Origin of the sequence: Niabella aurantiaca DSM 17617, assembly GCF_000374125.1 — a bacterium.
Classification (GTDB): domain Bacteria; phylum Bacteroidota; class Bacteroidia; order Chitinophagales; family Chitinophagaceae; genus Niabella; species Niabella aurantiaca.
The window spans coordinates 180,565-204,369 of the sequence record NZ_KB893649.1; the positions used below are offsets into that span (position 1 = coordinate 180,565).

Genomic DNA, 23,805 nt, shown 5'->3' on the forward strand with positions numbered 1-23,805 from the left:
CAGAAATTGACATTATAAAATCAGTGGGCCGCCACCCTTTCTCTTAACTGGTTCAGGGCCGTTTCGTTGACATCCGGAAGCTCATTCCCGGCAGCGTACATTTTATACATATTGTAAGCAAAAACAAGGTGGGAACCCCACATCAGGCTGCCTCCTACTGCCCGCCATACCCAGTAAGGAGCCATCCCTTTTACCGTTTCAATAAAAGGTACCCCGTTGAGCCAGGCCACGCCCCGCAGCGTGCTTCCGTACATCAGCGGAATGATATAAAATAGCAGACCGATAAGCGCCAGCCAGAAATGGATCCCCACGCTTATCTGCGGAGGCTCTTTTCCTGTAAGCCGGGGCACAATGGCATAAATGGCCGCCCAGAGAAAAAAGCAGATGATCCCATACATCGTCATATGGGAATGCGCTACCGTAAAATCTGTAAAGTGCCAGATCAGGTTGGTAGTACGGAATGCTTCGGCCGTGCCCTGTAACGACCCGGTGAAATAGAAAATGATCCCTACCAGGAAAAACGGCAGGGTATAGCTGGAGCTCACTTTGCTCCATGCGCCCTTGAAGGTCATCAGGAAATTGGTGGTGCCCGCGATCACCGGTATGGCCATGCCGGCGCTGCCTACGATGGCTACCGTTTGCAGCCACCAGGGAATGGCACTGAATACAAAATGGTGCGTACCGATCAGGGTATAGAACAGGATCTGCGTCCAGAAGGCCAGTATTCCCAGGCTGTAGGAATAAATGGGCTGGTTCAGCTGCTGGGGCAGGAAATAATACACAATACCCAGGGTGAACAGCATGAACCACATGCCCACTCCCTGGTGCATATAATACCCCTGGATGATCGTTTCGCCCAGGCCGTTCTGCCATGTGGGAATATAGGCCACCAGAACGATGGTGATGGCAAAAATGACTGAAGCCACAATATACCAGTTGGCAATATAGATCTCCCTTGTGGTGCGGCGGGCGATCGTCTGGTAAAAATTCCACAGGGTGAGCACCAGTCCCAGCGCAAACAGTAACATCACCGGCCAGATATATTCCCGGTACTCGCCACCGCCATTATTGATGCCAGCCATCAGGAACAGGGTCCCAAGTACCACCGATGCATTGATAAGGCAGAGCGCATACCAGCCCGTTTTAAGGCTAAAAAGTTTTGTATTGCTTACCCGGGGCACCACGTAATAGCCCAGTCCCAACATGGCCAGGGAGGCCCATCCCCAGAATACGGAATTGGTATGCACCGGCCGGAGGCGTCCAAAACTCAGCCAGCTGACATGATCCGCATCGGGGGCAATAAACTTGATGCCCACATATTCTCCCACACTGGTACCAAACAGCAGCCAGAACACCGAGCAGCCCAGGTACCACAATACCAGCTTTGAAAGTGCCGGGTCGACGTCCGGGCGCTTCTGTGCCCGTTTTTTTTCGGCAACAATGGGCAACCCCTCCGTTTCGCGGATCCGCAGCAGACCGTTCCTGTCCTCGGCCTTTCCGGTACCGGAAAGGCGGGCAGCAGCTGGCAGGGGCCCTTCCTCCGGAGGCCGTTCTTCCAGCAACTGCTCCAGTTCCTGCTCCGGCAGCTGCTCCAGGTAAGCGGCCAGTCGGCCGGCATCTCTGAGCTGCTGCTTGTTTTTAAACTGCTGCAGGATCCTTTGCATTTTAAGATACAGCAATACCACCCCCAGCAAGATGGGCAATGCCATCAGCGTAATGGTGATGATGACACCGGTTTCGCTGAGCAATGGCCCCCCGCCCGGAGTGCTCTGTGCAAATAACTGCCCTGCGGGAGCCAGCAAGGCCGCTACCGGCAAAATGAGCAACCGCGCGTTGCTATTTTTCTTTTTTAATGCCAGGATCTCCCGGAGCTGCGCATTGGTGAACCGTTGCAGCCAGGCTTCCGGCGCCCCGTGTTTTTGACCCGCCGTACCTGCTTTGGAGGCCGTACGGATCCTGCGGATCTTTTGCCGCATCAGCCATGCCACTGCAAACAGCACCAGAACAATCAGCAGTAAGAATATTCCCCATACAGATCTGTCGGCAAAAGAAAAGGAATAAGGAAACCCACCGCCGGCTTGTGCACCGGACGGGGCGGAGATTAAAAAGACCGGGAGCAATCCCGGGGTGCTGATGACCGATATCCGTTTCATAAATGCATATATTAGATATAAATACCTTTTTATCTTTTATTGAGTCAAAAAAAATCACTTCCGCTTCAGGAACGTCTCTTTCCGGTCCAGCTGTTCAATGAATTCACCCAGCTTTGCATTCTCCAGCATGGTCTGCATTTCTTTCCGTACTTTTTTAAATTTGAAATGAATGGGGCAGGGATTGGTCTCCGAACATTGCTTCAATCCCAGTCCGCAACCCAGAAACAGCTGTTCTCCGTCCACGGTCTTTACAATATCGGCCAGTGAACGGTTCAGCGATGCTTTCTCCAGGTAAAACCCGCCCGTAGGCCCTTTCATGGACTCTACAAGACCTTTGCGGCTTAGCTCCTGCAGGATCTTTGCGATGAAATGCTCCGGAGAATCTATGCCGGTTGCTATTTGCTTTATTCCGACACGGCTTCCGTTCCGGGTTTGCTGCGCAATGTAGATCATTGCCCTTATTGCATATTCGCAGGTCTTAGAAAACATCGATGATGCAAAGCTATGCTATTTCTAATAAAAGATAAAAATATCTTTTATTAATTTTTGTACCTTTATGAAAACTGCCGGAAACGCAACCCTGCGAACACCTTCAGCGCTGCCCGGTACCGGCCTTTTATTATAAAAACAGAAATATGAGCACTACCATCGCCATTAAACGGATATACGAAGCGCCTTCAAAGAATGACGGTCTGCGCGTGCTGGCAGACCGGCTGTGGCCGCGTGGCCTTAAAAAGGAGGCGGCGGCCATTGACGAGTGGGCAAAAGACCTGGCCCCTACCACTGAATTGAGGAAATGGTTTGACCATGACCCCGAAAAATGGACCGGGTTCCAGAAGAAATATGAAGAAGAACTAAAACAGAATCCCGCGCTGAACGAATTTCTGAAAAAGCATGCAGACACCCGGAAGATCACCCTGCTGTACGCAGCAAAGGACGAGCTGCACAACCAGGCCATCGTTTTGCGGGAAATCCTCAAAGCCCATAGATAAAAGCGTTTGAGGTTTCACGTTTGAGATCGGGTCCCGGCTTTGGCGCCCGATGTTGCTGCTCTGAATCCGGAGCGAACCTGAAACATGGAACGTTAAACCCTGAAATCTACTGTATCAACAGCATCCAGCCTTTATTTTTGGGAACCGGTATTTTGTCACCCACTTTAAAGCTTCTGGCTTCCTGGAAGTTTTTAACTGCCGGCGCTGTTATGGTTGCTTTGGCCGGGTCGATACCCAGCTGCTCCCAGTTGATATTTAAAGTAACCTCCGTATCGGTCTCATTCCTGCTGGCGATGGACACCAGCGCCTTACCTTCTTTTTTATAAACCGTTGCTTTTATTTTATCGTTGTCCGTTTTTACCGGATTTGTGCTTACCCAGTAACCGATCATCCGGGAGCCCTCCATCCCAAAATCATCCCAAAGCTTCCAGATGCCCGTTGGGTCCGCATTCGCCGTCCAGGGAATGCGGCAGGTCATGCCATAGATCATTCCCCTCCAGGCGTTTCCCCCATCCTGCAGCATCTCTCCCATCAGGCCAAAAGGGATCCCGCTTACTTCCGTCAGGAAAAAATCGGGGCTGTTATGCTCATAATCGAAATACTCGCCAAACCACAGCCGGTTCAGATAAGGAAAATGCTCCATATAGAGATTGGCGCTGTTGATAAAGCCATCACTCTTATTATACTGGTTGGCCGAATGCAGGTCGATGATACCCGGGTGTCCCTTGGCCGTTAATACCCTTTTGATCCGTTTCATGGTAATACGGTCAAACGCCACATCATCCAGGTAAATGCCATCGATGCCCACTTTTTTTGTCAGCCAGTTCATGCCTTCCACGTAATAATTATGCCAACGGCTCATGCCGCTGTTGATAATGGCAGCGTCTTTTACAGCCGGTACAAACCAGGCAGCAATATAGTCCGATCCTATGTGCTCCTGCAGCCAGCGGAACCCGCCCCCCTTGCCGGGTGAGTACACTTCATGACCCAGGCTTCTCAAAGGGAACAGCTCATATGCATGGTTCGACAGTTCCCGTACGGTATTGTATATTTTTACCTTCAGCCCGTCCTGATGTGCCTGATCGATATAATTTTTCATTTTCTGCCACTCGATAAAGGGATAATTGATCCAGGGATTGATGGCATTGCCGTGGTGGATATTGATCACCGTAGCGCCGGTGCTCTTTATCTTACTGATGCTGTCGTACCGGTGATAAAACCGGGTAGCCCACTGAAAATCGGTGTTCAGCGGATGAAAGGGGGTCAGCAACAGATTGAAATTAAAATAGAGGGTATCCCCTTTTTTGAGATGGCGCGGGCCCGTATAATTATCCGCAAGGATCGATTTTCCCTTTTGAGCAATGGTGATGCCCCCCTTCTGCCCGTTTCCCCATGAAGCGGGAAGCAACAGGGGCTTCTGCAAATAGAAGTTCGTGTTTAACGGGCGTACATAACGCTCATCGCGCAGCGTATATTGCAGGCCTGCGTTGACTGCTCCCACCCAAACACCGTCCTGGTTCTTATGCGCCACATCCCATTTCCATGAAAGGCTGTCGGGCCGGGCACGCCCCTTCTCTCCCAGGCCCATCAGGTAGGTGGCCGCCTCCGGGGTAAAAGGAATGTGCAGGGTAATATTTTTAAAGTCGGCATCCTGCAGCGCCGTTACTTTTACCGTGTAGGAAAGAAAGCCATCAAACTCCAGGGAGGCCGCCACATCCATCTGCACCAGCGGGCTCCTGCTGGTGGTCTTCCAGACAACGGTGCCTGCCGACTGGTTGGTATATTGCAGATTCCCGTTCTCAAATTTCAGTTCTTTACCATCGGCACCTGTAAAATGAAAATGGATCTGCTCTGTAAGAATATTATTCGGCTCCGTTTTCAACCCCGTCATTTCTTCTGTAAAAAAGGTTTGCAGCTGTGCGGGAAAGCCCGATGGGGCTACCGTAACCCGCCTTCCCAGCAGATCGATCGCATTGTTTTTAAGTACCAGTGGGGTATAGGGGGCAATGACCGTATTTTCCTGCGCCATTGTGGAGTTGAGCCATTTCAGGCGGGTCTGGTTCCAGGGTTCTCCGATATTCCCTTCCTCAGCCAGTGCCGCAGCAACCGTAAGCTGAACAGGCACCGTAGTTTTCCCGGCCCCTGCAATGTTCACCGTTACCCGGCCTTTGTAAATACCCGGCCGGGCATCCGCAGGAATATCCACCAGGCACCACAGCGGCTGCAGGCTGTCTTTGGCCACCGGTACCTGTTTTGAAAACGGCTTCCCTGTATAATCGATCCCACCGGTATTGATACAGCTCATTCCTGAAGCAGGAATTACATGGTCCTTTCCGTCTTTCAGATCCGAAAAAAGAACAGAAATATTTCCCAGATCCCGCAAAGCATAGACCGCCAGCTGAAAGGAATAATTTTCACCGCGCATGCCGTTTCCTTTAAAATCCGTTACCACACCGCGCCGGATCCACCGATAGGGCAGCTGCGCAAACATCTTAACAGGATATTTCCGGTCTTCGGGAAAAACGATGTAATCCGTACGCCCGTATTTTTTTACCAGCGCAGCTGTCTCTTCCGCCGTTGCTGTGATCTCCATGGGATAAAAGCTGTTAAATGCATCGCTCGATTCCATGGCCACCACCGGCGCATTTACTGAAAGCGACGCCGGAACCGCATTCAGCCAGGCAGCACCGGCCGTTTGCTCGGGTTTCAGATAGCTCACCGTTGGATAATTGGGAGAGCCGGAGTTTTTGGAAACAAGATAGTACAGGTAGTACTTCCCCTTTCCGGAGACCGGTTCAAACAGGATCACCCCTTTTTCGTTATTGACCGATGCCACTTTTACATTGCTGATCTTTTCGCCTGTCCGGGCGTCCTGGACAATGATCCTTTTTGCTTCCGGGTCCGGATCCCGCCTTCTCCATTCCACAACGGTTTTCGCCACTTTGCCGGATCCGTTGAACTGCACCACGGCCCTGTGGTCGCCCAGGGAGTCTGTATCCCAGTGGCCGGCACCGGAGGTATACTTGATCTGTTGCGCATGCAGCATATGAAAAACAAGCATCGAGAGCGCGGAAAGAACGTATTTCATTTGTATGTCTTTGGTCCGGCAAATCTATAAAAAATGCCGTACCGCCTGCGGTTCTTTTTTGTGCAACCGTTTGTATAGAGCAGTAGAGCATGGATGAGCCGCAAAAACAGCGGTTCCGAAATACCGGAAGCTGTGCACTTCTGTGGAAGCTGCAGCACCTCTAAAAACTTTTATGTTTCGGCATCTCTGTGGCATCTTCAAAAAAAAGTCCTATAAGATCAGGAGACCTTATAGGACAACTATTTCTTTACTAAAAAGAATTAAGCTACTTCTACTTCAGCGCCTGCTTCTTTCAGTTTAGCAGCGATGTCTTCAGCTTCAGCTTTAGATACACCTTCTTTTACGGGTTTCGGAGCACCGTCTACCAGTTCTTTTGCTTCTTTCAGACCTAACCCTGTCAGATCTTTAACGATCTTAACAACGTTCAATTTAGAAGCACCAGCGCTCTTCAGGATCACGTCAAATGCTGTTTTTTCTTCAGCAGCCGCCGCACCACCTTCACCACCGCCAGCTACTACTACCGCAGCTGCAGCAGGTTCGATGCCGTATTCAGTTTTTAAGAAATCTGCTAATTCCTGTACTTCTTTTACCGTTAAGCCTACCAGGCTTTCTGCTAATGTTTTGATATCTGCCATTGTGTTTTAATTTTTACCGTCTTCATTTCACGTTCCGGTAATTACCGGAACCGATCCGACGGCGGGTTTAAAAAAATTGTTTGTTTATTAAATATAGGTCTGAGACGCTATAAATACGATCATTCAGCCGCCGGAGTGGCATCTGCTTCAGGAGCATTTGCTTCAGGAGCTGCAGGACTTTCCGCTGCGGGAGCCTCTGCTGCTGCCTGCGCATCACCTTCCGGTCTGTTCTGCAGGGCACCGATCACACGCTGGATGGGCGACAACAACAAGCCGATCACTTCACCGATCAGTTCATTTTTCGTCTTGATCTTAACCAGGGCAGCCAGTTGATTGTCTCCTGCATACAGATCCCCATTAATGAACGCCAGCTTTAATTCAGGCTTTTCATTTTTAGCTTCGCTCCGGAAAGAGCTCAGAATAACAGCCGGCTCTTTGGGATTTTCGGAGAACATCAGGGCGGTCACTTTGTGCAGCGAATCATATACTCCGGCATATTTTTCAGCATCCAGTGCTTCCAACGCCTTTTTGATCAGCGTATTCTTGGCCACTTTCATTTCCACATTCTTGTCGAAACAAGCGCGGCGGAGTTTGGTTACCTGTTCTACAGTAAGCGATTCTGTATCTGTTATATAAAAGTTGCTGTATTGAGAGAACTTTCCCTTCAATACCTCAATTACTTCATTTTTTTGTTCTTTAGTCATTTTATTGCGGTTTGACTGACCCCGTTTTACGGGGTGAATTTTAAAAATTAGAACCGGTTAAGCCGGGTGATTACTGTACAAAGGATTTTGTATCCAAAGCAATTCCAGGGCCCATGGAGCTCGCCATGCTGATTCCTTTTAAATAAATACCTTTTGCTGTGGTGGGTTTAGCCTTAATAAGAGCGTTTAACAACTCCTGTCCGTTTTCAGCAATCTTTTCAGGGCTAAAGCTCACACGGCCGATGGACGCATGTACAATACCTGCTTTATCCACTTTGAACGCGATCTTACCGCCTTTCACCTCGTTAACAGCAGCAGCCACATCATTGGTTACCGTACCTGTTTTGGGGTTCGGCATCAGGTTGCGCGGTCCCAGGATCTTACCCAGTTTACCGATCTTCGGCATTACTGCCGGAGTAGCGATCACTACATCCACGTCGGTCCAGCCACCTTCAATTTTCTGAACATATTCATCCAAACCTACATAATCAGCACCTGCGCTGTTTGCATCGGCTTCTTTATCCGGAGTGCACAATACCAGTACTCTTTTTGTTTTACCGGTTCCGTGCGGTAACGTTACGGTACCACGAATCGCCTGATCTGCCTTTTTAGGATCCACACCCAAACGTACGTGCAGATCAACAGAGGCGTCGAATTTCGCCACGCTTGTATCTTTTACCAATGCAGAGGCTTCTTTCAGGGAATACGCCTTGTTAGCGTCTACCTTTGCATTTGCAACTTTTCTTTTTTTACTAATGAATGCCATTTTAAATTCTTTTAAAGTTTTAAGAAACTTTCCCCTTCAGGGGAATCAGGGGGTTAATTTTCCCATGGGGCTTTGCCTTCAACATTCAGTCCCATGCTGCGCGCAGTACCGGCAACCATTTTCATGGCGGCATCAACGGTAAAGCAGTTCAGGTCAGGCATTTTGTCTTTTGCGATCGCCTCAACCTGATCCCAGGTAACCTTACCTACTTTGGCGCGGTTGCTTTCCTTAGAACCTTTCTGAATTTTAGCGGCTTCCATCAGCTGAATTGCTGCGGGGGGCGTTTTGATTACAAATTCAAAACTTTTGTCGCTGTAAACGGTGATCAATACGGGGAGTACTTTTCCCATTTTGTCCTGGGTGCGGGCGTTGAATTGTTTGCAGAATTCCATGATGTTTACACCTTTGGAACCTAACGCCGGCCCGATTGGGGGTGCAGGATTGGCCTGACCGCCCTTACACTGTAGCTTTACAAAGCCAGAGATTTCTTTTGCCATTTTATTCGATTTATTGGTTCAAACGTTCCCGGTTTAACCGGGGAACTCCCAAATTCCTCCGTCCTGTGCTTCTTTGAGAACAACAGGAGCTATAAAAGAACTAATTGGGGCTGCAAAGGTACGGAAAAACCGGAAACGTAACATGCAGAATGTTGAATTTAAATTTTAAAGGCACGCCTACATCGTAAAATATTGATAAACAAAACAATAAATGTGGAGACATGCAGATGTGGAAATGAAGATCCTGACATCAAACCAGGTCTGATCATTATCAAGAGCCAACAGTTCATGGTCAATAGTTCTCCGGTATGAAGCGAAATCCGACGTTGAACTTTGAACCCCGCCATGATCGGTGAGAAGTGAAACACGGAACTAACCTCAAACAGAAACATCAGACCAGAAACCTGTTCGTGGTCAGTGAGCATTGACACTGGCCAGAGGCCTATTTTACATCAAATGTCCTCCCACTCCGAGGCTCCGAAATCCACATTTTTCACATTCCCACACTCCCACATTTTCAAATTTTTAACTTCCCTAAACCATCTCCTGCATATCCACCAGCTTCCTGTAAATACCCCCTTCGATCTGCATCAGTTCCTTATGTGCGCCCCGTTCTGCAATTTCGCCTTTATTGAGCACGATGATCTCATCTGCGTGGCGTACGGTACTTAACCGGTGGGCAATTACCAGCGAAGTCCGGTTTTTCATCATATTATTGATGGCGTCCTGTACCAGGCGTTCGCTTTCCGTATCGAGGGAAGAAGTAGCTTCGTCAAGAATGAGGATGGGCGGGTTTTTGAGGACCGCCCGGGCAATGGTCAGCCGTTGTTTTTCGCCTCCGCTTAATTTAGCGCCCCTGTCGCCGATATTGGTATCAAACTGTTCAGGCTTATGTTCTATAAACCGCCAGGCATTTGCAACTTTGGCGGCGCTTTCAATTTCACTCAATGGCGCATCGGGGTCGGAAAGCGTAATATTATTGCCAATGGTATCGTTAAACAGGATGGGCTCCTGGCTTACGATACCAATTTGTTTTCTTATAGATTCGATGCTGTAGTCCCTGATATTGACGCCATCAAAGAGGATCTCGCCTGAGGTTACATCATGAAAACGGGGTACCAGGTCTGCCAGCGTGCTCTTTCCCGCACCGCTGCTGCCCACCAGCGCCACGGTCTTTCCTTTGGGAATAAACAGGTTGATGTTTTTAAGGATGGGCGTTTCATTGTATGAAAACGACACATTTCTAAACTCGATGCCTTCGTTGAATACCTCCAGTTTCTTCGTACCGGTATCTTCTACTTTTTCCGGTGTGGTTAACAGCGCTTCAATACGCTCCACAGCAGCGGCACCTTCCCGCACCCTGAAAAAGGATGAGGCCAGGGATTTGGCCGGGTTGATCATCATCGCAAATATGGCTATAAATGCGATCAGATCGCCGGGGCCGAGGGAGTTGCCGTTAAGAATCAGGTTGGCGCCAAAATAAATGATCACACAGAGTACCACTACACCTAAAAGCTCTGTAAGCGGCGATGCCAGGTCCCTGCGGGCCGCCATTTTCTTATTGATGCCCAGCAAGGTATTGTTGAGGGTAACAAAGCGGTTGTTCAGGATCTTTTCCGCGGTAAATGCCTTGATGATCCGGATCCCTGTAAGGGTTTCATCCAGTATGGACAGGGTATCGCCCACCCGCAGCGATGCCGCGTTGCTTTGTTTTTTAAGGGTGCGGCTGATGCGGCCGATGATAAAGGCCGTTGCAGGCAACAGAACCAGCAAAAACACCGAAAGGCCGGGGCTGATGGCCACCATCCCAACAAGATAGCTGATCACCATCACCGGGTCTTTGATCAACCCTTCCATGGTATTTACAATGGAACTTTCTACCATGTTGGCATCATTGGTCATGCGGCTCATGATATCGCCTTTTTTCTGCTCGGAAAAATAGCCCACCGGCAGGTTCAGTACTTTGGCATAAAGATCATTTTTGAGATGGATGATGATGGAGCTCCTTACCGGTACCGAAATCAGCGAGGACACATACAACAACAGGTTTTTTAGAAATACTGAAATGACCACCAGCATGCAACAGAGCAGCACGGCATGCATTTGCTGCCCACTGTTAACCAATTTTGTCAATTCCTCACCGATATAATGCCCGCCCGGGATCTTGTTCAGTATATCTTGCCCGCCAATACCATCCACCTTAAAAATGAGCGACATTAACGGCGCCAGCATTCCCAAAGAAACCACTGATAATGAAGATGCTATAATAGTAATAGAAACATACAGGACGATCTTCCCCTTGTAATAACCGATATACTTAAATAAGCGACTGAATTTTTTTAGGCCCATCCGCGTTCATTCATTAAAACGCGCAAAGTTACGAGAAAATGTGGCATCCGTTTCATTTTACCCGCTACGGATGCTATTGAAATTCCGGGATCGCTTAAAACGCTACCGCTTTTTGAGCTCCATAAGCACAACATAGGAAAAGTTTAACAGAGTAAATTCCTCCGTTCCTTTGATTGGTACCAGACAGGACCAGATGTCTAATTTCTATAACGGACTTCTGCAAACCAATCAACAAAATGAGCGGCTACTGCTCTAATGCTTACCGGGAACTATGAATTATTGTTATCGACCGTATCTATTTTGCAATAACCGCGGTTCCCCAGGGGTCACAAATAGGGATAAAAGGTATTCTATGCTCTTTACAATATTCCGTAACAGCTCTTTTTGCGCCTTTATATTCGCCATTGTTATAGTCATGTATAAAAATAAATCCCCCTTGAGATAATCGCGGATAGAAATATTTCAAACCTTCATAAATCGGCTTATACAGGTCAGCATCAAGGGAAACGAAAGCGAAGTTTTCATTAAGATCGCCTATAGAGTCAGGAAAATAACCTTTTTTTATCACACAGTTATCACGATATTTCATCTTATCCAATACCAATTCGATAGTGGTGTCAGAAAAATCCTGTGTTCCGGGACTATAGTTGTTTTTTGTTTCTATGACTACATCTTCCACCGAAAATCCTTCAAAAGTGTCAAAAAGATATAAACGTCTATCGGGGAACGCTTCATTCATATATTTGGCAAAATCTCCCCGATACACACCAAGCTCAGCGACAGCTCCGGGAATATTGTTCACCCTTATCTCTTCAGCCACGAGTTCAAGAGTACTTATCCGCACATATCCTAAATGAACAGGAATATAAAACAATCGTTCCCTGTCCAGCGCTTGCATTGATTCCTCAAGAATAAATTTGTTTTTGTTGATGTATCGATCAACGACTTTGGCATCCTGCTTATTTTTTTTAAAGAATCCCATTCTTTGTGTATTGTATGTTGTGTAATATACAAAAAGCGGATCAGATATTTCAATGCATAGCATTTTTCAGTTCCTGACAGGACAAAAATGTCTCGCTCCTGCTTAACCCTAACGAATTGATACCTGAACTCAGCCTTCTAACAAATCATCATATACCTTTTTTCGTATTATCGATGTAACCCGCTCGCTGTGATAGCTTTCAATAAATTTACGTGCCTCCATCGAAACAGAAGCATACAGTTCCGTATGATTAGCAAGTTGCTGTAATGCGGCAATAAAATCGGTTTCTTCTTCAACAATAAAAATATTTTCGCCATTTTCAGCCCCTTCCATTCCTTCACATGCCAGGAGCGTCGTAACAACCGGTACTCCCATAGCCATTGATTGAAGAATTTTAATGCGGATTCCGCCTCCGCCTAAGCGTATTGGGGAAATAAGTATGGCCCCGTTCAGCAAGTCTGTCAGATCATCAAGAAATCCGGTAAAAACAACTTCAGGGTAGTTCATCTTAAACGATTCTTCCCATATTCCTGTTACATAAACTTTCAATCCTGTCTGGTTGAAAACAGATGGATACATTGCATCAAGAAACCATTTCAGCCCATCCTCATTAGGCGGATGTCCCTGCGAGCCCAAAAACACAATCCGCTCTGCTTTTGTTTTCCGCGGTTCCGCTAAAGAATGAGCATAAAACATATCAGGAACGGCGGTCGGCCACATTCTAAGTTTTGCTTCATTTACCCCCTCTTTCAACTGTTCAAAATCATTCCGGTTCAAAACCAATACCCGGTCATACAAGTTCATTAGGTTGAGCTCTGTAAACTTCACGGTATTGATCACATGCGAGGCATAAAGACTCTTATCATTGTATAATCTGAAATAGTCCTGCATTATAAGATACCGGTTCTCATGTTGAAAAAAAACCGTTTTTGATGATTGTGGCAACGAATGAATCAACGGAAGAAGATCGCTATATTCTACCTGAACAATATCAAATGCTTTTCTCAAAAAAAGTGTTTCAAGGACATCAAGCATTTCCCGATCAAGCGGCAAAAACGGATAATGTCTGTGTGGATTCGATAATCCTTGTCCATGTCGCCTTTTTCTTTTTTTGACGTTTTTGATGAATCGGGATATTCTTTTTGCAATGGAAAGTCTTTTCTTGGATGCATGATTGGCCATGACTCCTTTACCGTAAATGGGCAATATTTCCACTTCCGGCCACATCGCCTGTAATGTTTCCACATGGACCTTTTCTGCCACAGCAACCTTAAAGATCAACGTAATATTATAAAATTTCCTCAAATCATTGATCTGTCCAAAAACGCCAAAACGGCCGCCATCCGACACAGGAAAAGGGCAAAGAAAGGTAATTACTGCAACGTTGGGTTTGGCTTGAATATTCATAAAATTTACTAATCAGTCAGTGAACCTCTTTCGTTTAAAGAACGCTTTTTTACTGTCCCTTTATTTTAAAATATTGCATACCCCGCCTGCCGGATGTATGGGCGCCAAAAATCAGGATAAACATTTAACCCATGTAGGCCAAACGGTAAATCATTCTTCATAAACTTCATGGCGAGTTCCGGCTGTTGCTCAATAGAAAAATGAACTGCGATGCGGTAACCGGGAATATGCAATCTCTTCTTTTTCCGGTTAACTTCAAGCGACCAAAATACATCCTCGTTAAAGAACTTACTTTCGTTATTTGCATTGTAGAAATCAATCAGAGCACGCTCTGATTTACACAAATTGTAAAACTTTTCAACCCGCCTCAAAGAAAACCCCCCGTTCCCTACACGATTGTAAAATTGCCATATTGTCGGGAGCATACTATTGGGTTGCTTCCGGTTAGAACGGTGATGCAGGTACGATCGAATTCTATGTTTCCATTTATCCCGTTCTATCCACGGAGCTCCGATATAATCAAATCCCTGCTCGCACCAAATCAACAATTCATCTTTAAATACAAAAGCATCAAGTTGGTAGATCAGTATAAAATCATAGTCCAAAAAGCGTTCATAAAATTCAGCGGATAGCATCAGGTTATTATACCCTTTTATATCCCTAAAGAAATGGCTGGGGAACGTTTCTACCCGATATCTGTTCTCCTTTAAAAAGGGGGTATAAGTAGTAAGTTCGAGTCCTTCCGGCCTTATTAAAAAAAGTGAATGGTCTCCTAAGATCTTACAGCATTGTTTCAGGCTTGCCTCCTCATACGCCTCCAAAGTAGTTTTGTAAACAGGAATAACTACTGCAACTCTATTTGACATGGGGACATTTAGCGATGAATGAATGTACAATTTCCAAAAACATAGTGACAACAAATTTAGCAAAAGTATGTTTCACTTTGCTGATCCTGGTCAGCAATTTTGATAACCTTATCATTTCTGCTTAGCCGGTAACGCCTTGGTCGACACACGTAGGTTTCCTTAGGGTTTGCTTTGGTATGGTACGCAACGTAGTTTTTGTTTTTGAATCAGCACATTTTGACAATTCAAAAATCGAATCCAGGTTATCATACCCTTTATTTAAGCTAAAGAACCGGTTAAAAGTGGCTTTCGCCTGGCTGGCAACCATATTCCTGTACTGGCTATCCTCCACAAGCTTCACGATGTATGCAGCAAACATTCCCGGGGTATCTCCCCGAAGGCATCCATTATCAAACTTAAGAGGGATCCCGTCCAGTCCCCGCAGATTACAGACTACCGGCAAACCAAAAGACATAGCTTCCACTACTTTAACCTTAATGCCGGTTCCTTCGAGCATTGGGCAGATCGCCATATTCGCATTGCTGTAATAATCGTGCAGATCATCTACAAACAAATGCTTTTCTACATTGGGATAGTTTGGAAAATGATTACAAATAAGACCAATAACACATATTTTCAAATCTTTTGGCAGCATGGGATACACCTGCTCAAAAAACCAATTTATAGAGCTCTTATTATTCGGATTATCACTCGCCACATAAATCAAATCATACTTTCTATTGCTTCGAACCTCATCCATCGATTTGTGAGTATTGCCAAACATTACAGGAACAAACCGATGCTTAGCTGTCAAAAACTGACTAAACAAATAATACTCATCCATCGAAATAGACCATACTTCATCAAACATGGACAGTAATTCTATCTCGCGTTCAAGTGTAGGGCCCAGCTTAAATCCTGAACGCTCTTTAAACTGAACGGTCATGAAATCATGAGTGTCAATGATCAATTTCGCTTCGTTCAGATATGGATTATCGCAGATAAGATTTGCCCAGGTAACATAACTAATGATGATGATATCATATTTGTTCTTCTGCAGAATCTGATCGAACTGGTTTTGTAAATAGGAGTTCGTATGGTCAACGATTGGCGATCGCCCGCTTAAGAGCTTTCTTTTACGAAAAAAATTGGTCAGCTTCCATTTAAAATAATAGCGAAATTTATTCTTTCTTGGCATTTTAGTAACACCAACGTATAAACCATAATCGGGAAACCGCTGTTTAAATGCATTATCATCAAATTGATTCCAGCCTGCAACCTCTTTGACACTCATAAAATCTACCTCAAAGAATGCTGACCGGCTTTCAAAATATTCCAGAAATTGAAGGGTACGCGTCCGGCATCCATGATCTTTTCGTAGTGGCGGATCGGGCATGAAGTAGAGTACTCTTTTTTTGCGATTCATTACCGTTCAGTAGTTTATATACTTTCCGTATATCGTTTTTCAATAAAATGTTATTTAGAGCTCGGGCAGCCCTATACTTTTCTATAAACGACGAAAGAGGCCGTTTCGCAACAAAAGAGTTGTATTTATTTGTTAAAAAAAATCAAAGAGTCATTAGCAGTCGGTGTCTTCTATTGTTGTTCATTAGGCATCCGGATGTCAACAGGGCCGTTTCACTAACAGGGTCATCTAACACAGCATTTGAAACGCCTTTAATTTGGATTAGTTATACAGAACATAAAAAAACCTAAAGTGCGTGTCCTTCTAAACCTCTAAAGCCTCCGTCATGATACGAAAAAAGGTTTCTTTTGTATGATTCTTTTGAAAAAAAGATCCTGCCTGTGCGCTCACTTTTTTATAATGATCCGGCATAGATAACAGTTCTTGAATGGCCCGGGCAAAATCTGTTGCGGATCGCGCTACTATACATCCGTTCTCTGTCTTATTGACCAACCCGTCCACTCCCCGAGGGCTGCATACCACAGGCAGACCATAAGAAAGAGCTTCGATCACTTTTATTTTTACCCCGGTACCGCTGAGCATAGGGCAAATGGCCAGCTTTGCTCTGGAATAGAATGCCCCCAAAGAATCCGTATAGGGAATTTTTTTTATATTTTCTTTGTCCGGAATATATTGATGAATACCACCGATAACGCACCACTGGAAAGACGGATTTATAAGGGGGTATACTTCCCTGAAAAACCAATCGGCGGCTTTGAGGTTATGGCGATTATCACTGGCAACATAAAGAATATCGTAACTCTTTTCCGTTTCTGCAATAGCAGTGTGATCATCCGTGCAAAACGGTACAAGGACCGTTTCTTTCTTTGAAAATTGACGAAACAGATACTGTTCCTCCGCCGAAATGGCCCAGATCTTATCGAAATAATTTAGCCGCTTCATCTCGTCACCAAACGCCTGCCCGATATCGAATTTCTTCCAGACTTGTTCTTGTGCTGTTAAAAAATCATGGGTATCTATAATAAGCTCCGCCCCTCTCACACAGGGGTTGCTTTTAATCAGATCTCCCCAATGAGCATAGCTGATCACAATATAATCATATGTATTGGCCCTTAGTATGTTATTAAACAAATATTGGTTATACGTGGTTACAAAACTGGGAAGTGATCGTCGCGGCGATAAATCCCTCCACAGCCGCTGCATGCGATAGCGCAGCCACTGATCCAATTGTTGCATAGAACCAGGCTTTCTCCGGAGGCTATAAATATTACGAACCCGCTTCATTTGCTGCATTGCCTCTCTCTCTTCACTGCTCATCGGAGCACCCCAGGTGTCTTCGCTGTGAACATAATCTACCGTTATACCGTTCCGGTGAAACGCTTCAAGCAAACCCCAGGCCCTGGTATGCGCCCCGGCATTGTTTTTCATAATATTGAACGGGATAAAATACAGCAGGGTCTTCATTCTTCTTTCCGGGAGCTAAGTCATACAGGGAATTAAAAAAAGATACGTTTATGCCTCCATATACCCGTTGGTCCGGTAGCTGTATTTGTACTGCACGGTTTCCCGGTATATTTTTTCATTGGTGCCCAGGTTGGCCCGGGAATTAAAAGTGTGAAAGATATGATATCCAACCGCAGCAAGTTTTACTTTCTTCTTTTTGATGCCGAGGTTGATCAACCGCTCACCCAGCTCGGAATCCTCCCTGCCCCAGCCCTCAAATCCGCTGTAATAGCCGTTCACTTTCACATAATCATCTTTCCAGAATGCCAGGTTACATCCTTTTATATTGTGTGATTTACGGGGATCCACAAAAAAGAAACCCGAGAAAAGAGGTACGCGCAATGCATTAAAACGGTTGGCAAGTCCCGGCATAAAGGAATGCAGCCCTTCAATATTCTTGGTACGCAACAGGTCATGACTTCGCTGTTCGTTGATCAGCGTCCTGCTTCCCTGTACAAAATACCCCTTCCGGGCGGCCTTCATGTGATCTGCAATGAACTCGCGGTGCATGACAATATCCCCATCAATTTCAATGATATAGTCCGACTCGATTTCTTTTATCGCTTTATTCAGGATCAGGCTTTTACGGAAACCGCGGTCTTCGTGATACACGTGCTTTACCGGTATCCCGTGGATCTTTTTAAAGTTTTCGATGCACCACGCTGTATGCGCGTCATCGCCATCCTCCGCAATAATGATCTCATCCGGCCTCCGGCTCTGGTACAGTACACTTTTTAATACCAGTTGCAGGGCCTCCGGCCATTTGTAGGTGGAAATCATCAATGCTACCGTAAAAGGAGTTTTTTTCATATATATTCTGTCTTTCTGCTTTTTGGTTTAGACCGGCCATCCGGTACGATCATACCCTCCAATAACAACGTAAAAAACCGCTGCATTGCAACATTTTTGTCAGTTTGATTTATTCCGGATGCCAAATTTATCAATTCTTTTACAACTTTGCGGATCGTATCATCACCCAAAGACAAAGGGGGAGATCCATCTTGTTCAGCCTGCAACGCGCTCCTCTGTGCTCCTGTTTAGCTTGCAAAGATAGTTTTTTTACTGCATCAACGCGCAGAAATCAATCCGCCAGGCCCCGAAAGAAGCCACTGATTTATCAAACTATTATTAAATTTGCCCCTTATTTAGGAACTATGCAATTGATAGCTTTAGATAAATTCGATCACCTTGGTCCGGATGATTTTAAAAAAAATTACTATCAAAAGAATAAACCTGTTGTCATCCGCGATCTTGCCCGTCAGTGGCCCGCCTTCTCCCGGTGGAACTGGGATTACTTCATCAATATCGTAGGCGACAGGGAAGTGGGCGTTTACAACAACATCAAGAGCGATTCCTACACCCCCATCAACACGGCAGACGCCTATATGAAATTTGGAGCATACCTGGAGATGGTAAAAAAAGGCCCGGTGGAACTGCGGATCTTTCTTTTTAACATTTTTCAGCATGCCCCCCAGATCGTTTCCGATTTTACATGGCCGGATGATTACATGAAAGGATTTGTAAAAAAATTCCCCATGCTGTTCGTCGGCGGCCAGGGGTCGGTTACTCACATGCACTTCGACATCGACCTCAGCCATATCCTGCACACACAATTCATGGGAAGAAAAAGGGTGCTGCTCTTCCCTTTTGAGGAGCAGCACAAACTATACCGGAAACCCTGGGAGGTTTTGAGCCTGGCCAATTTTGCCCGGTATCACGAACAATTCGACTATGAAAAGTTTCCCGCCACAAAGGCCGCCCGGGGGTATGAGGTGATCCTGGAGCATGGAGACACCCTGTTCATGCCGGCCGGGTACTGGCATCATATGGAATACATTGATGCAGGATTTGCCATGAGTCTCAGAGCATTACAAAGCGGGATCACCGGCAAGCTGAAAGGCGCCTGGAACCTGTTTGGCATGCGCAATATTGATACCCTGATGAAGAGGACCGCACCCAAATGGTGGTATGACCGGAAGGTGAAGCAATTGTATGCAGATGCCGAGCAAACAATGAGGTGATGTGCTAATCTGAAAATGCCTTGCTACCCGGAAAACCGGCAGCGCTCATTTTCAAATTCATCAATTACCGGATTATTCCTCCGCGTTCCAAATATTCCAGCTGAGTTCAGCCTGTCCTACCAGCATCTCATACCCGTTTTTTATAAGCGCCCCCCGGTCCTTCCCTTCTTTTAAAAAAGCCGTTAACGGGGGGTTATATACCAGGTCATACAGGTAATGCCGCGAAGTGATCAATGTATAGGGCAGGTTGGGCTTGCCTTCGATGTTGGGATAGCTTCCCAATGGTGTGGTATTGATAATTAAAGAATAAGCTTCCATGATCCCGGCATCCAGGTCTGCATATCCCCATTCATTTTCACCGGGAGTCCTGGAGACATACCGGTAAGAGACGCCCAGCTTCTCCAGGGTATAGCGTACCGCCCGCGCCGCGCCGCCGGTGCCCAGGATCAATGCCTGCTGATGATGTGGCTGCAGTTGCTGAAGCAAGGTGGTTTCAAAGGCCGCAGCATCCGTATTATACCCCTTCAACCGGCCGTTGGAGATCCGGATACAATTGCAGGCGCCGATGGACTCCGCCTCCCCGTCCAGCTCATGAAGAAAAGCCATAACCTCCTGTTTGTAAGGGATGGTCACATTGAACCCGGCCAGTTCCGGATATTGCTGCAGCAGCTCCGGCAGCTGCCGGATGGAAGGGATTTCAAAAGCCTCATACCGGCAATCTCCGATCCCTTCTTTTTCAAATTTTTCAGTAAAATAGCGTTTTGAAAAAGACTGACTTAGCGGGAACCCGATCAAACCATACAGACGCATCAGAATGCGGTTTTATTATCCAGGTACAAACCAAATGAATCGCCCCGCAACCCGATGCGCATGGCTTCCAGCGCAATCAGTTCATTGGGAGGGATATTGCCGAGGTTCACATTGCACCCGATCAGCTCCAGAAAATAAAGCTGCTGGGCCTTTTGGGGTGCCTCCCATATGATCTTCTCAGAAGGGATCTGCGTCAGGATCTCCTGCACCAGCCCCTCGCGCACCTCGCCGGTTCCGCGGTAAATACCCACGTTTCCTGCCTCCCGGGCCTCAGCGATCACATAAGAAGAGCCCGCTTCCAGCTCGGCTTTCATCAACTCGATCCACTTATACGGCGGAATGATATGTGTGGCGTCTTTACTTCCCACCTCGCTTAAAACGGTTCCGTGCTGCGTCAGCTTTTCAATATAGCCACACTTCTCGGCATGGGGAATGCTGATAGAGCCGTCACTTACCTCCATATAATCGATCCCAAAATGCTTGCAGATCGCAATATAATCGTCCACCTGATTCCTTACCAGGTAGGCTTCAAAAAGGGTGCCGCCAAAATAAACGGGAACATCATAGGAGCGATAGACTTCGATCTTCTTTTCCAGGTTGGGAGTTACGACCGCAGTACCAAATCCCAATTTCAATACATCTACATGAGGATGAGACACACTCATAAAACTCTTTGCCTCATCAATACTCAACCCCTTATCCATTACCATGGTAATGCCGTTTGTACGTGGACGAACGTACCGTTCCGGCATTTGCGTCAAATTAAACTTCATTCGGTATCAGTTATTAATCGTCGCAAAAGTAACTATTTTGCTTAAGTTTATGCCACCCCCCTCCCGTTACTTGCAGAAAAAGCATTGAGAATGAATAACCAATTGATAAAACCAACTTAAATTATCAGACGATTTTCCGTTTATAGAAGGGCATTTACTTATTTTTGGTGCCAGATTTTATTATAAACACTTTATCCTTTATATATGAAGAAATCAGTTCGGATTTTCTGGCGGATTTTTTTCCTTTTATTTGGCCTGGGCATTTTAACCGTTCTCCTGGCCAACTGGGGCGTATTTGGAAGAATGCCTTCGCTGGCGGAACTGGAGAACCCTGCCATCACCCAGGCTTCAGAGGTGCTGGCGGCAGATGGAACACTGATGGGCAAATATTACCTCCCCAATGGCAACCGTTCAATCATTAAATACAGGGATATTTCTCCCAACGTAATCAATGCCCTGATCGCTACAGAAGATAAACGTTTTTATGATCATGCCGGCATCGACCTGAAGGGAACGCTGCGCGCTATCTTCCTGCTGGGAAAAGAAGGCGGGGGCAGCACCATTACCCAGCAGCTGGCCCTGGCCCTGTTTGCCCAGCGTGCCAGCAACAAAGCGGTAAGGGTGATCCAGAAATTAAAGGAATGGATCATTTCAGTAAAGCTGGAACGCAATTTTACCAAAGAAGAGATCATTGCCCTTTATCTGAACGCGGTTCCTTTCAGTGATAACGTATACGGCATTCGTAACGCCTCCAGGACCTGGTTTAAGAAAGAGCCGGATCGTCTGAGTGTGGAAGAAGCGGCATTGCTGGTGGGTATGATCAACGGCCCGGGCATCTATAACCCGAGAAGGAACCCCAAGCTGGCCATCGACCGCAGGAACACGGTGATCTCCCGTATGGTGGAGAACGGGAATCTGTCTGCAGCCGAAGGCGAACGATTAATGGCCACCCCGATGACGCTGAACTATAAAAAGATGGACGAAAATACGGGGTACGCGCCCTACTTCCGGGACGTGCTGCGCGATGAGTTAAAGAGCATCCTCAAAGACCCGGGTCTGAAAAAGCCGGACGGCTCTTCTTACAGTCTCTATGAAGACGGGCTGAAGATCTATACCACCATCAACCCCCAGATGCAGCAGTATGCGGAAGAGGCGGTCTATATGCAGGTACCCAACCTGCAGCGCGCACTGGTACGCCAGTCCTTCATAAAGAACGGATCTGTCTGGAAAGGCCATGAAAATGTGCTCCTCCGTGCAATGAAGGAAAGTGACCGCTGGAGAAGTATGGCCGATGACGGATTCTCCGATAAAGAGATCAAAGCCAGTTTTTACAAAAAAGTGCCCATGCACATTTTTGCCTGGAACGCCCATAAAGGGCGCGATACGGTAATGACCCCCTACGATTCCATTAAATACCACCGGACCATGGTGCAATCTGCCTTTATGGTCATGGACCCTGTAACCGGTGAGGTAAAAGCCTGGGTGGGTGGCATCGATTTTAAGACCTATAAATACGATCACGTAAACCTCCGTACAAAGCGGCAGGTAGGGTCCACCATCAAACCCCTGCTGTATGCCCAGGCCATCGAAGAGCGGGGCATGACGCCCGAGTCCATGGTGCAGGACGTGCAGCAGAACTTTGGCAACGGGCAGCTGGTACCGGCAACCGGCAGAACCTGTACCGGCAGGACCATGACCATGGCCTCGGCGCTGGCCTGGTCCCGCAACTGTGCCACCGCTTATATTATGAAGCAGGTAGGCGCGGCCCAGTTTGCCAACTTCCTGCAGCGCATCAATATTCCCACGAAGGTAAAACCCTTCCCCTCCATTGCCCTGGGTGCCTGTGAACTTTCGCTTTTTGAAATGCTTTGGGGCTACTCTATTTTCGGAGGACGGGGCTTTTCTACCAAACCTTATTTTATCAGCCGAATTGAAGACCGCAATGGCAATGTGATCAAACGCTTTGACTATAGTGTGAACCGGAAGGAAGCCATCAGCGAAGCAACGGCCTATACCATGAGCCGTATGATGCAGGGCATTGTTGACAAGGGAACCGCTGCAGGCCTGCGTGCCCGCCTGGGCGCCGCCGAAATGGCCGGCAAAACCGGTACCACCAATGACAACAGTGATGCCTGGTTCATGGGCTTTACCCCCCAGCTGCTGGGTGGCGTATGGGTAGGGTGCGACGACCGCTTTATCCGCAACGAGGGCCGCGGAGGCTTCGGCGGCCACGCGGCGCGGCCGATATGGGAAGCCTTCTTTAAAAAGGTATATGCCGATAAATCATTGGGCATTAACAGGGATGAAAAGTTCCCCGAACCGGCCACTATGGATAACGAGATGCTAAGCGCTGACCCTTCCCAATATGTGACTTCGGAGAACCCGGAACCAACGGCCGAAGGCGAAGATGCAGGGTTGGGTACCGAGCAGGATTACATGCAAAATACCAATGAATACATCGGACCGGAATCCAAGCCGGTCACCGATGAGAGCAAAGGCCCCGCTAAGGATACCACCAAAAAAGAACCTCCCAAAGCGGTTCAGGGAAAACCCATCGGGTCTGCCGACCAGCCAAAAAAGAAAAAAGGATTCCTGGGAGGCCTCTTCAAGAAAAAAGATAAAAATAAAAAACAGGACCAGGAGAAATAGCAGTCAGTGATCAGCCGTGTTATGCCGAAAAGTGTCGGTGTTTCTTTAAAATTTAAGGTCCCGGGTTAAATCCATTTAATACGCAGTGATCATCTGGTAACTGATAGCAGAAGGCTGATGGCTGGCCGCTGACAACTGACAGCTAACAGCCGGTAGCGGTCTGACGCCTGAACTATCGTATATTTGCGCATTATTTTATTTAAAA

General features: G+C 46.8%; 19 protein-coding genes. 3 read left to right on the plus strand and 16 right to left on the minus strand.

The features are described from left to right. Positions 1 to 20: 20 nt before the first annotated feature. Both B160_RS0127635 and B160_RS0127640 read right to left on the minus strand, forming a co-directional pair. Positions 21 to 2,153 (minus strand): cbb3-type cytochrome c oxidase subunit I, encoded by a 2,133-nt coding sequence (locus tag B160_RS0127635; RefSeq protein ID WP_018631222.1) that lies wholly within the window; start codon positions 2,151 to 2,153, stop codon positions 21 to 23. A 54-nt stretch (positions 2,154 to 2,207) separates the two neighbouring features. Further along, complete coding sequence (locus B160_RS0127640; protein ID WP_018631223.1) at positions 2,208 to 2,642, minus strand: RrF2 family transcriptional regulator; 435 nt, start codon at positions 2,640 to 2,642, stop codon at positions 2,208 to 2,210. Between the two features lie 146 nt (positions 2,643 to 2,788). On the opposite strand from B160_RS0127640, the gene B160_RS0127650 reads away from it, so the two are divergent. Further along, the gene (locus B160_RS0127650; protein WP_018631225.1) at positions 2,789 to 3,145 is read left to right on the plus strand and encodes a DUF488 domain-containing protein; all 357 of its coding nucleotides are present in this window, start codon (positions 2,789 to 2,791) and stop codon (positions 3,143 to 3,145) included. Between the two features lie 106 nt (positions 3,146 to 3,251). Here B160_RS0127650 and B160_RS0127655 read toward each other — a convergent pair whose 3' ends face one another. The 12 genes from B160_RS0127655 to B160_RS0127720 all read right to left on the minus strand — a co-directional run bounded on the left by B160_RS0127655 (position 3,252) and on the right by B160_RS0127720 (position 18,157). Continuing rightward, positions 3,252 to 6,233 (minus strand): glycoside hydrolase domain-containing protein, encoded by a 2,982-nt coding sequence (locus tag B160_RS0127655; protein ID WP_026310071.1) that lies wholly within the window; start codon positions 6,231 to 6,233, stop codon positions 3,252 to 3,254. A gap of 260 nt (positions 6,234 to 6,493) precedes the next feature. Continuing rightward, positions 6,494 to 6,868, minus strand: coding sequence for a 50S ribosomal protein L7/L12 (gene rplL, locus B160_RS0127665; protein WP_018631228.1), 375 nt, complete (start codon positions 6,866 to 6,868; stop codon positions 6,494 to 6,496). A 119-nt stretch (positions 6,869 to 6,987) separates the two neighbouring features. Then, a complete protein-coding gene (gene rplJ, locus B160_RS0127670; protein ID WP_018631229.1) occupies positions 6,988 to 7,572 on the minus strand; it encodes a 50S ribosomal protein L10 in 585 nt (194 codons plus the stop codon). 70 nt (positions 7,573 to 7,642) lie between these two features. Next, a complete protein-coding gene (gene rplA / locus B160_RS0127675; protein ID WP_018631230.1) occupies positions 7,643 to 8,338 on the minus strand; it encodes a 50S ribosomal protein L1 in 696 nt (231 codons plus the stop codon). A 53-nt stretch (positions 8,339 to 8,391) separates the two neighbouring features. Beyond that, the gene (gene rplK / locus B160_RS0127680; RefSeq protein WP_018631231.1) at positions 8,392 to 8,835 is read right to left on the minus strand and encodes a 50S ribosomal protein L11; all 444 of its coding nucleotides are present in this window, start codon (positions 8,833 to 8,835) and stop codon (positions 8,392 to 8,394) included. 534 nt (positions 8,836 to 9,369) lie between these two features. Then, positions 9,370 to 11,184 carry an ABC transporter ATP-binding protein gene (locus B160_RS0127685; protein WP_018631232.1) on the minus strand — a complete coding sequence of 605 codons (1,815 nt, stop codon included), beginning with the start codon at positions 11,182 to 11,184 and terminating at the stop codon, positions 9,370 to 9,372. 295 nt (positions 11,185 to 11,479) lie between these two features. Further along, on the minus strand, positions 11,480 to 12,166 hold the full coding sequence (locus B160_RS0127690) for a TylF/MycF/NovP-related O-methyltransferase (protein WP_018631233.1): 687 nt from the start codon (positions 12,164 to 12,166) through the stop codon (positions 11,480 to 11,482). A gap of 129 nt (positions 12,167 to 12,295) precedes the next feature. Then, positions 12,296 to 13,573, minus strand: a complete 1,278-nt coding sequence (locus B160_RS0127695; RefSeq protein ID WP_018631234.1) for a glycosyltransferase — start codon at positions 13,571 to 13,573, stop codon at positions 12,296 to 12,298. A 65-nt stretch (positions 13,574 to 13,638) separates the two neighbouring features. Further along, the gene (locus B160_RS0127700) at positions 13,639 to 14,439 is read right to left on the minus strand and encodes a DUF5672 family protein (protein WP_018631235.1); all 801 of its coding nucleotides are present in this window, start codon (positions 14,437 to 14,439) and stop codon (positions 13,639 to 13,641) included. A gap of 121 nt (positions 14,440 to 14,560) precedes the next feature. Continuing rightward, on the minus strand, positions 14,561 to 15,844 hold the full coding sequence (locus B160_RS30335) for a glycosyltransferase (RefSeq protein ID WP_018631237.1): 1,284 nt from the start codon (positions 15,842 to 15,844) through the stop codon (positions 14,561 to 14,563). 303 nt (positions 15,845 to 16,147) lie between these two features. Beyond that, the gene (locus B160_RS0127715) at positions 16,148 to 17,272 is read right to left on the minus strand and encodes a glycosyltransferase (protein WP_245562293.1); all 1,125 of its coding nucleotides are present in this window, start codon (positions 17,270 to 17,272) and stop codon (positions 16,148 to 16,150) included. An 84-nt stretch (positions 17,273 to 17,356) separates the two neighbouring features. Next, positions 17,357 to 18,157 (minus strand): glycosyltransferase family 2 protein, encoded by an 801-nt coding sequence (locus B160_RS0127720; protein WP_018631239.1) that lies wholly within the window; start codon positions 18,155 to 18,157, stop codon positions 17,357 to 17,359. A gap of 344 nt (positions 18,158 to 18,501) precedes the next feature. On the opposite strand from B160_RS0127720, the gene B160_RS30345 reads away from it, so the two are divergent. After that, positions 18,502 to 19,368 carry a cupin-like domain-containing protein gene (locus B160_RS30345; protein WP_018631241.1) on the plus strand — a complete coding sequence of 289 codons (867 nt, stop codon included), beginning with the start codon at positions 18,502 to 18,504 and terminating at the stop codon, positions 19,366 to 19,368. Positions 19,369 to 19,440: 72 nt separating this feature from the next. On the opposite strand, the gene B160_RS0127735 is transcribed toward B160_RS30345, so the two are convergent. Both B160_RS0127735 and B160_RS0127740 read right to left on the minus strand, forming a co-directional pair. Further along, on the minus strand, positions 19,441 to 20,178 hold the full coding sequence (locus B160_RS0127735) for a shikimate dehydrogenase family protein (RefSeq protein WP_018631242.1): 738 nt from the start codon (positions 20,176 to 20,178) through the stop codon (positions 19,441 to 19,443). Further along, the gene (locus B160_RS0127740; RefSeq protein ID WP_026310072.1) at positions 20,178 to 20,951 is read right to left on the minus strand and encodes a phosphosulfolactate synthase; all 774 of its coding nucleotides are present in this window, start codon (positions 20,949 to 20,951) and stop codon (positions 20,178 to 20,180) included. The genes B160_RS0127735 and B160_RS0127740 overlap by 1 nt, the downstream gene beginning before the upstream one ends. A 204-nt stretch (positions 20,952 to 21,155) precedes the next feature. Between B160_RS0127740 and B160_RS0127745 the strand changes: the two genes are divergently transcribed. Next, positions 21,156 to 23,600, plus strand: coding sequence for a penicillin-binding protein 1A (locus tag B160_RS0127745; protein ID WP_018631244.1), 2,445 nt, complete (start codon positions 21,156 to 21,158; stop codon positions 23,598 to 23,600). The last annotated feature ends 205 nt before the right edge of the window (positions 23,601 to 23,805 follow it).

Coding starts and splice junctions, on each gene's coding strand:
- B160_RS0127635 (WP_018631222.1), bottom strand. CDS start 2,153: ATGAAACGGATATCGGTCATCAGCACCCCGGGATTGCTCCCGGTCTTT.
- B160_RS0127640 (WP_018631223.1), bottom strand. CDS start 2,642: ATGTTTTCTAAGACCTGCGAATATGCAATAAGGGCAATGATCTACATT.
- B160_RS0127650 (WP_018631225.1), top strand. CDS start 2,789: ATGAGCACTACCATCGCCATTAAACGGATATACGAAGCGCCTTCAAAG.
- B160_RS0127655 (WP_026310071.1), bottom strand. CDS start 6,233: ATGAAATACGTTCTTTCCGCGCTCTCGATGCTTGTTTTTCATATGCTG.
- rplL (WP_018631228.1), bottom strand. CDS start 6,868: ATGGCAGATATCAAAACATTAGCAGAAAGCCTGGTAGGCTTAACGGTA.
- rplJ (WP_018631229.1), bottom strand. CDS start 7,572: ATGACTAAAGAACAAAAAAATGAAGTAATTGAGGTATTGAAGGGAAAG.
- rplA (WP_018631230.1), bottom strand. CDS start 8,338: ATGGCATTCATTAGTAAAAAAAGAAAAGTTGCAAATGCAAAGGTAGAC.
- rplK (WP_018631231.1), bottom strand. CDS start 8,835: ATGGCAAAAGAAATCTCTGGCTTTGTAAAGCTACAGTGTAAGGGCGGT.
- B160_RS0127685 (WP_018631232.1), bottom strand. CDS start 11,184: ATGGGCCTAAAAAAATTCAGTCGCTTATTTAAGTATATCGGTTATTAC.
- B160_RS0127690 (WP_018631233.1), bottom strand. CDS start 12,166: ATGGGATTCTTTAAAAAAAATAAGCAGGATGCCAAAGTCGTTGATCGA.
- B160_RS0127695 (WP_018631234.1), bottom strand. CDS start 13,573: ATGAATATTCAAGCCAAACCCAACGTTGCAGTAATTACCTTTCTTTGC.
- B160_RS0127700 (WP_018631235.1), bottom strand. CDS start 14,439: ATGTCAAATAGAGTTGCAGTAGTTATTCCTGTTTACAAAACTACTTTG.
- B160_RS30335 (WP_018631237.1), bottom strand. CDS start 15,844: ATGAATCGCAAAAAAAGAGTACTCTACTTCATGCCCGATCCGCCACTA.
- B160_RS0127715 (WP_245562293.1), bottom strand. CDS start 17,272: ATGAAAAACAATGCCGGGGCGCATACCAGGGCCTGGGGTTTGCTTGAA.
- B160_RS0127720 (WP_018631239.1), bottom strand. CDS start 18,157: ATGAAAAAAACTCCTTTTACGGTAGCATTGATGATTTCCACCTACAAA.
- B160_RS30345 (WP_018631241.1), top strand. CDS start 18,502: ATGCAATTGATAGCTTTAGATAAATTCGATCACCTTGGTCCGGATGAT.
- B160_RS0127735 (WP_018631242.1), bottom strand. CDS start 20,178: ATGCGTCTGTATGGTTTGATCGGGTTCCCGCTAAGTCAGTCTTTTTCA.
- B160_RS0127740 (WP_026310072.1), bottom strand. CDS start 20,951: ATGAAGTTTAATTTGACGCAAATGCCGGAACGGTACGTTCGTCCACGT.
- B160_RS0127745 (WP_018631244.1), top strand. CDS start 21,156: ATGAAGAAATCAGTTCGGATTTTCTGGCGGATTTTTTTCCTTTTATTT.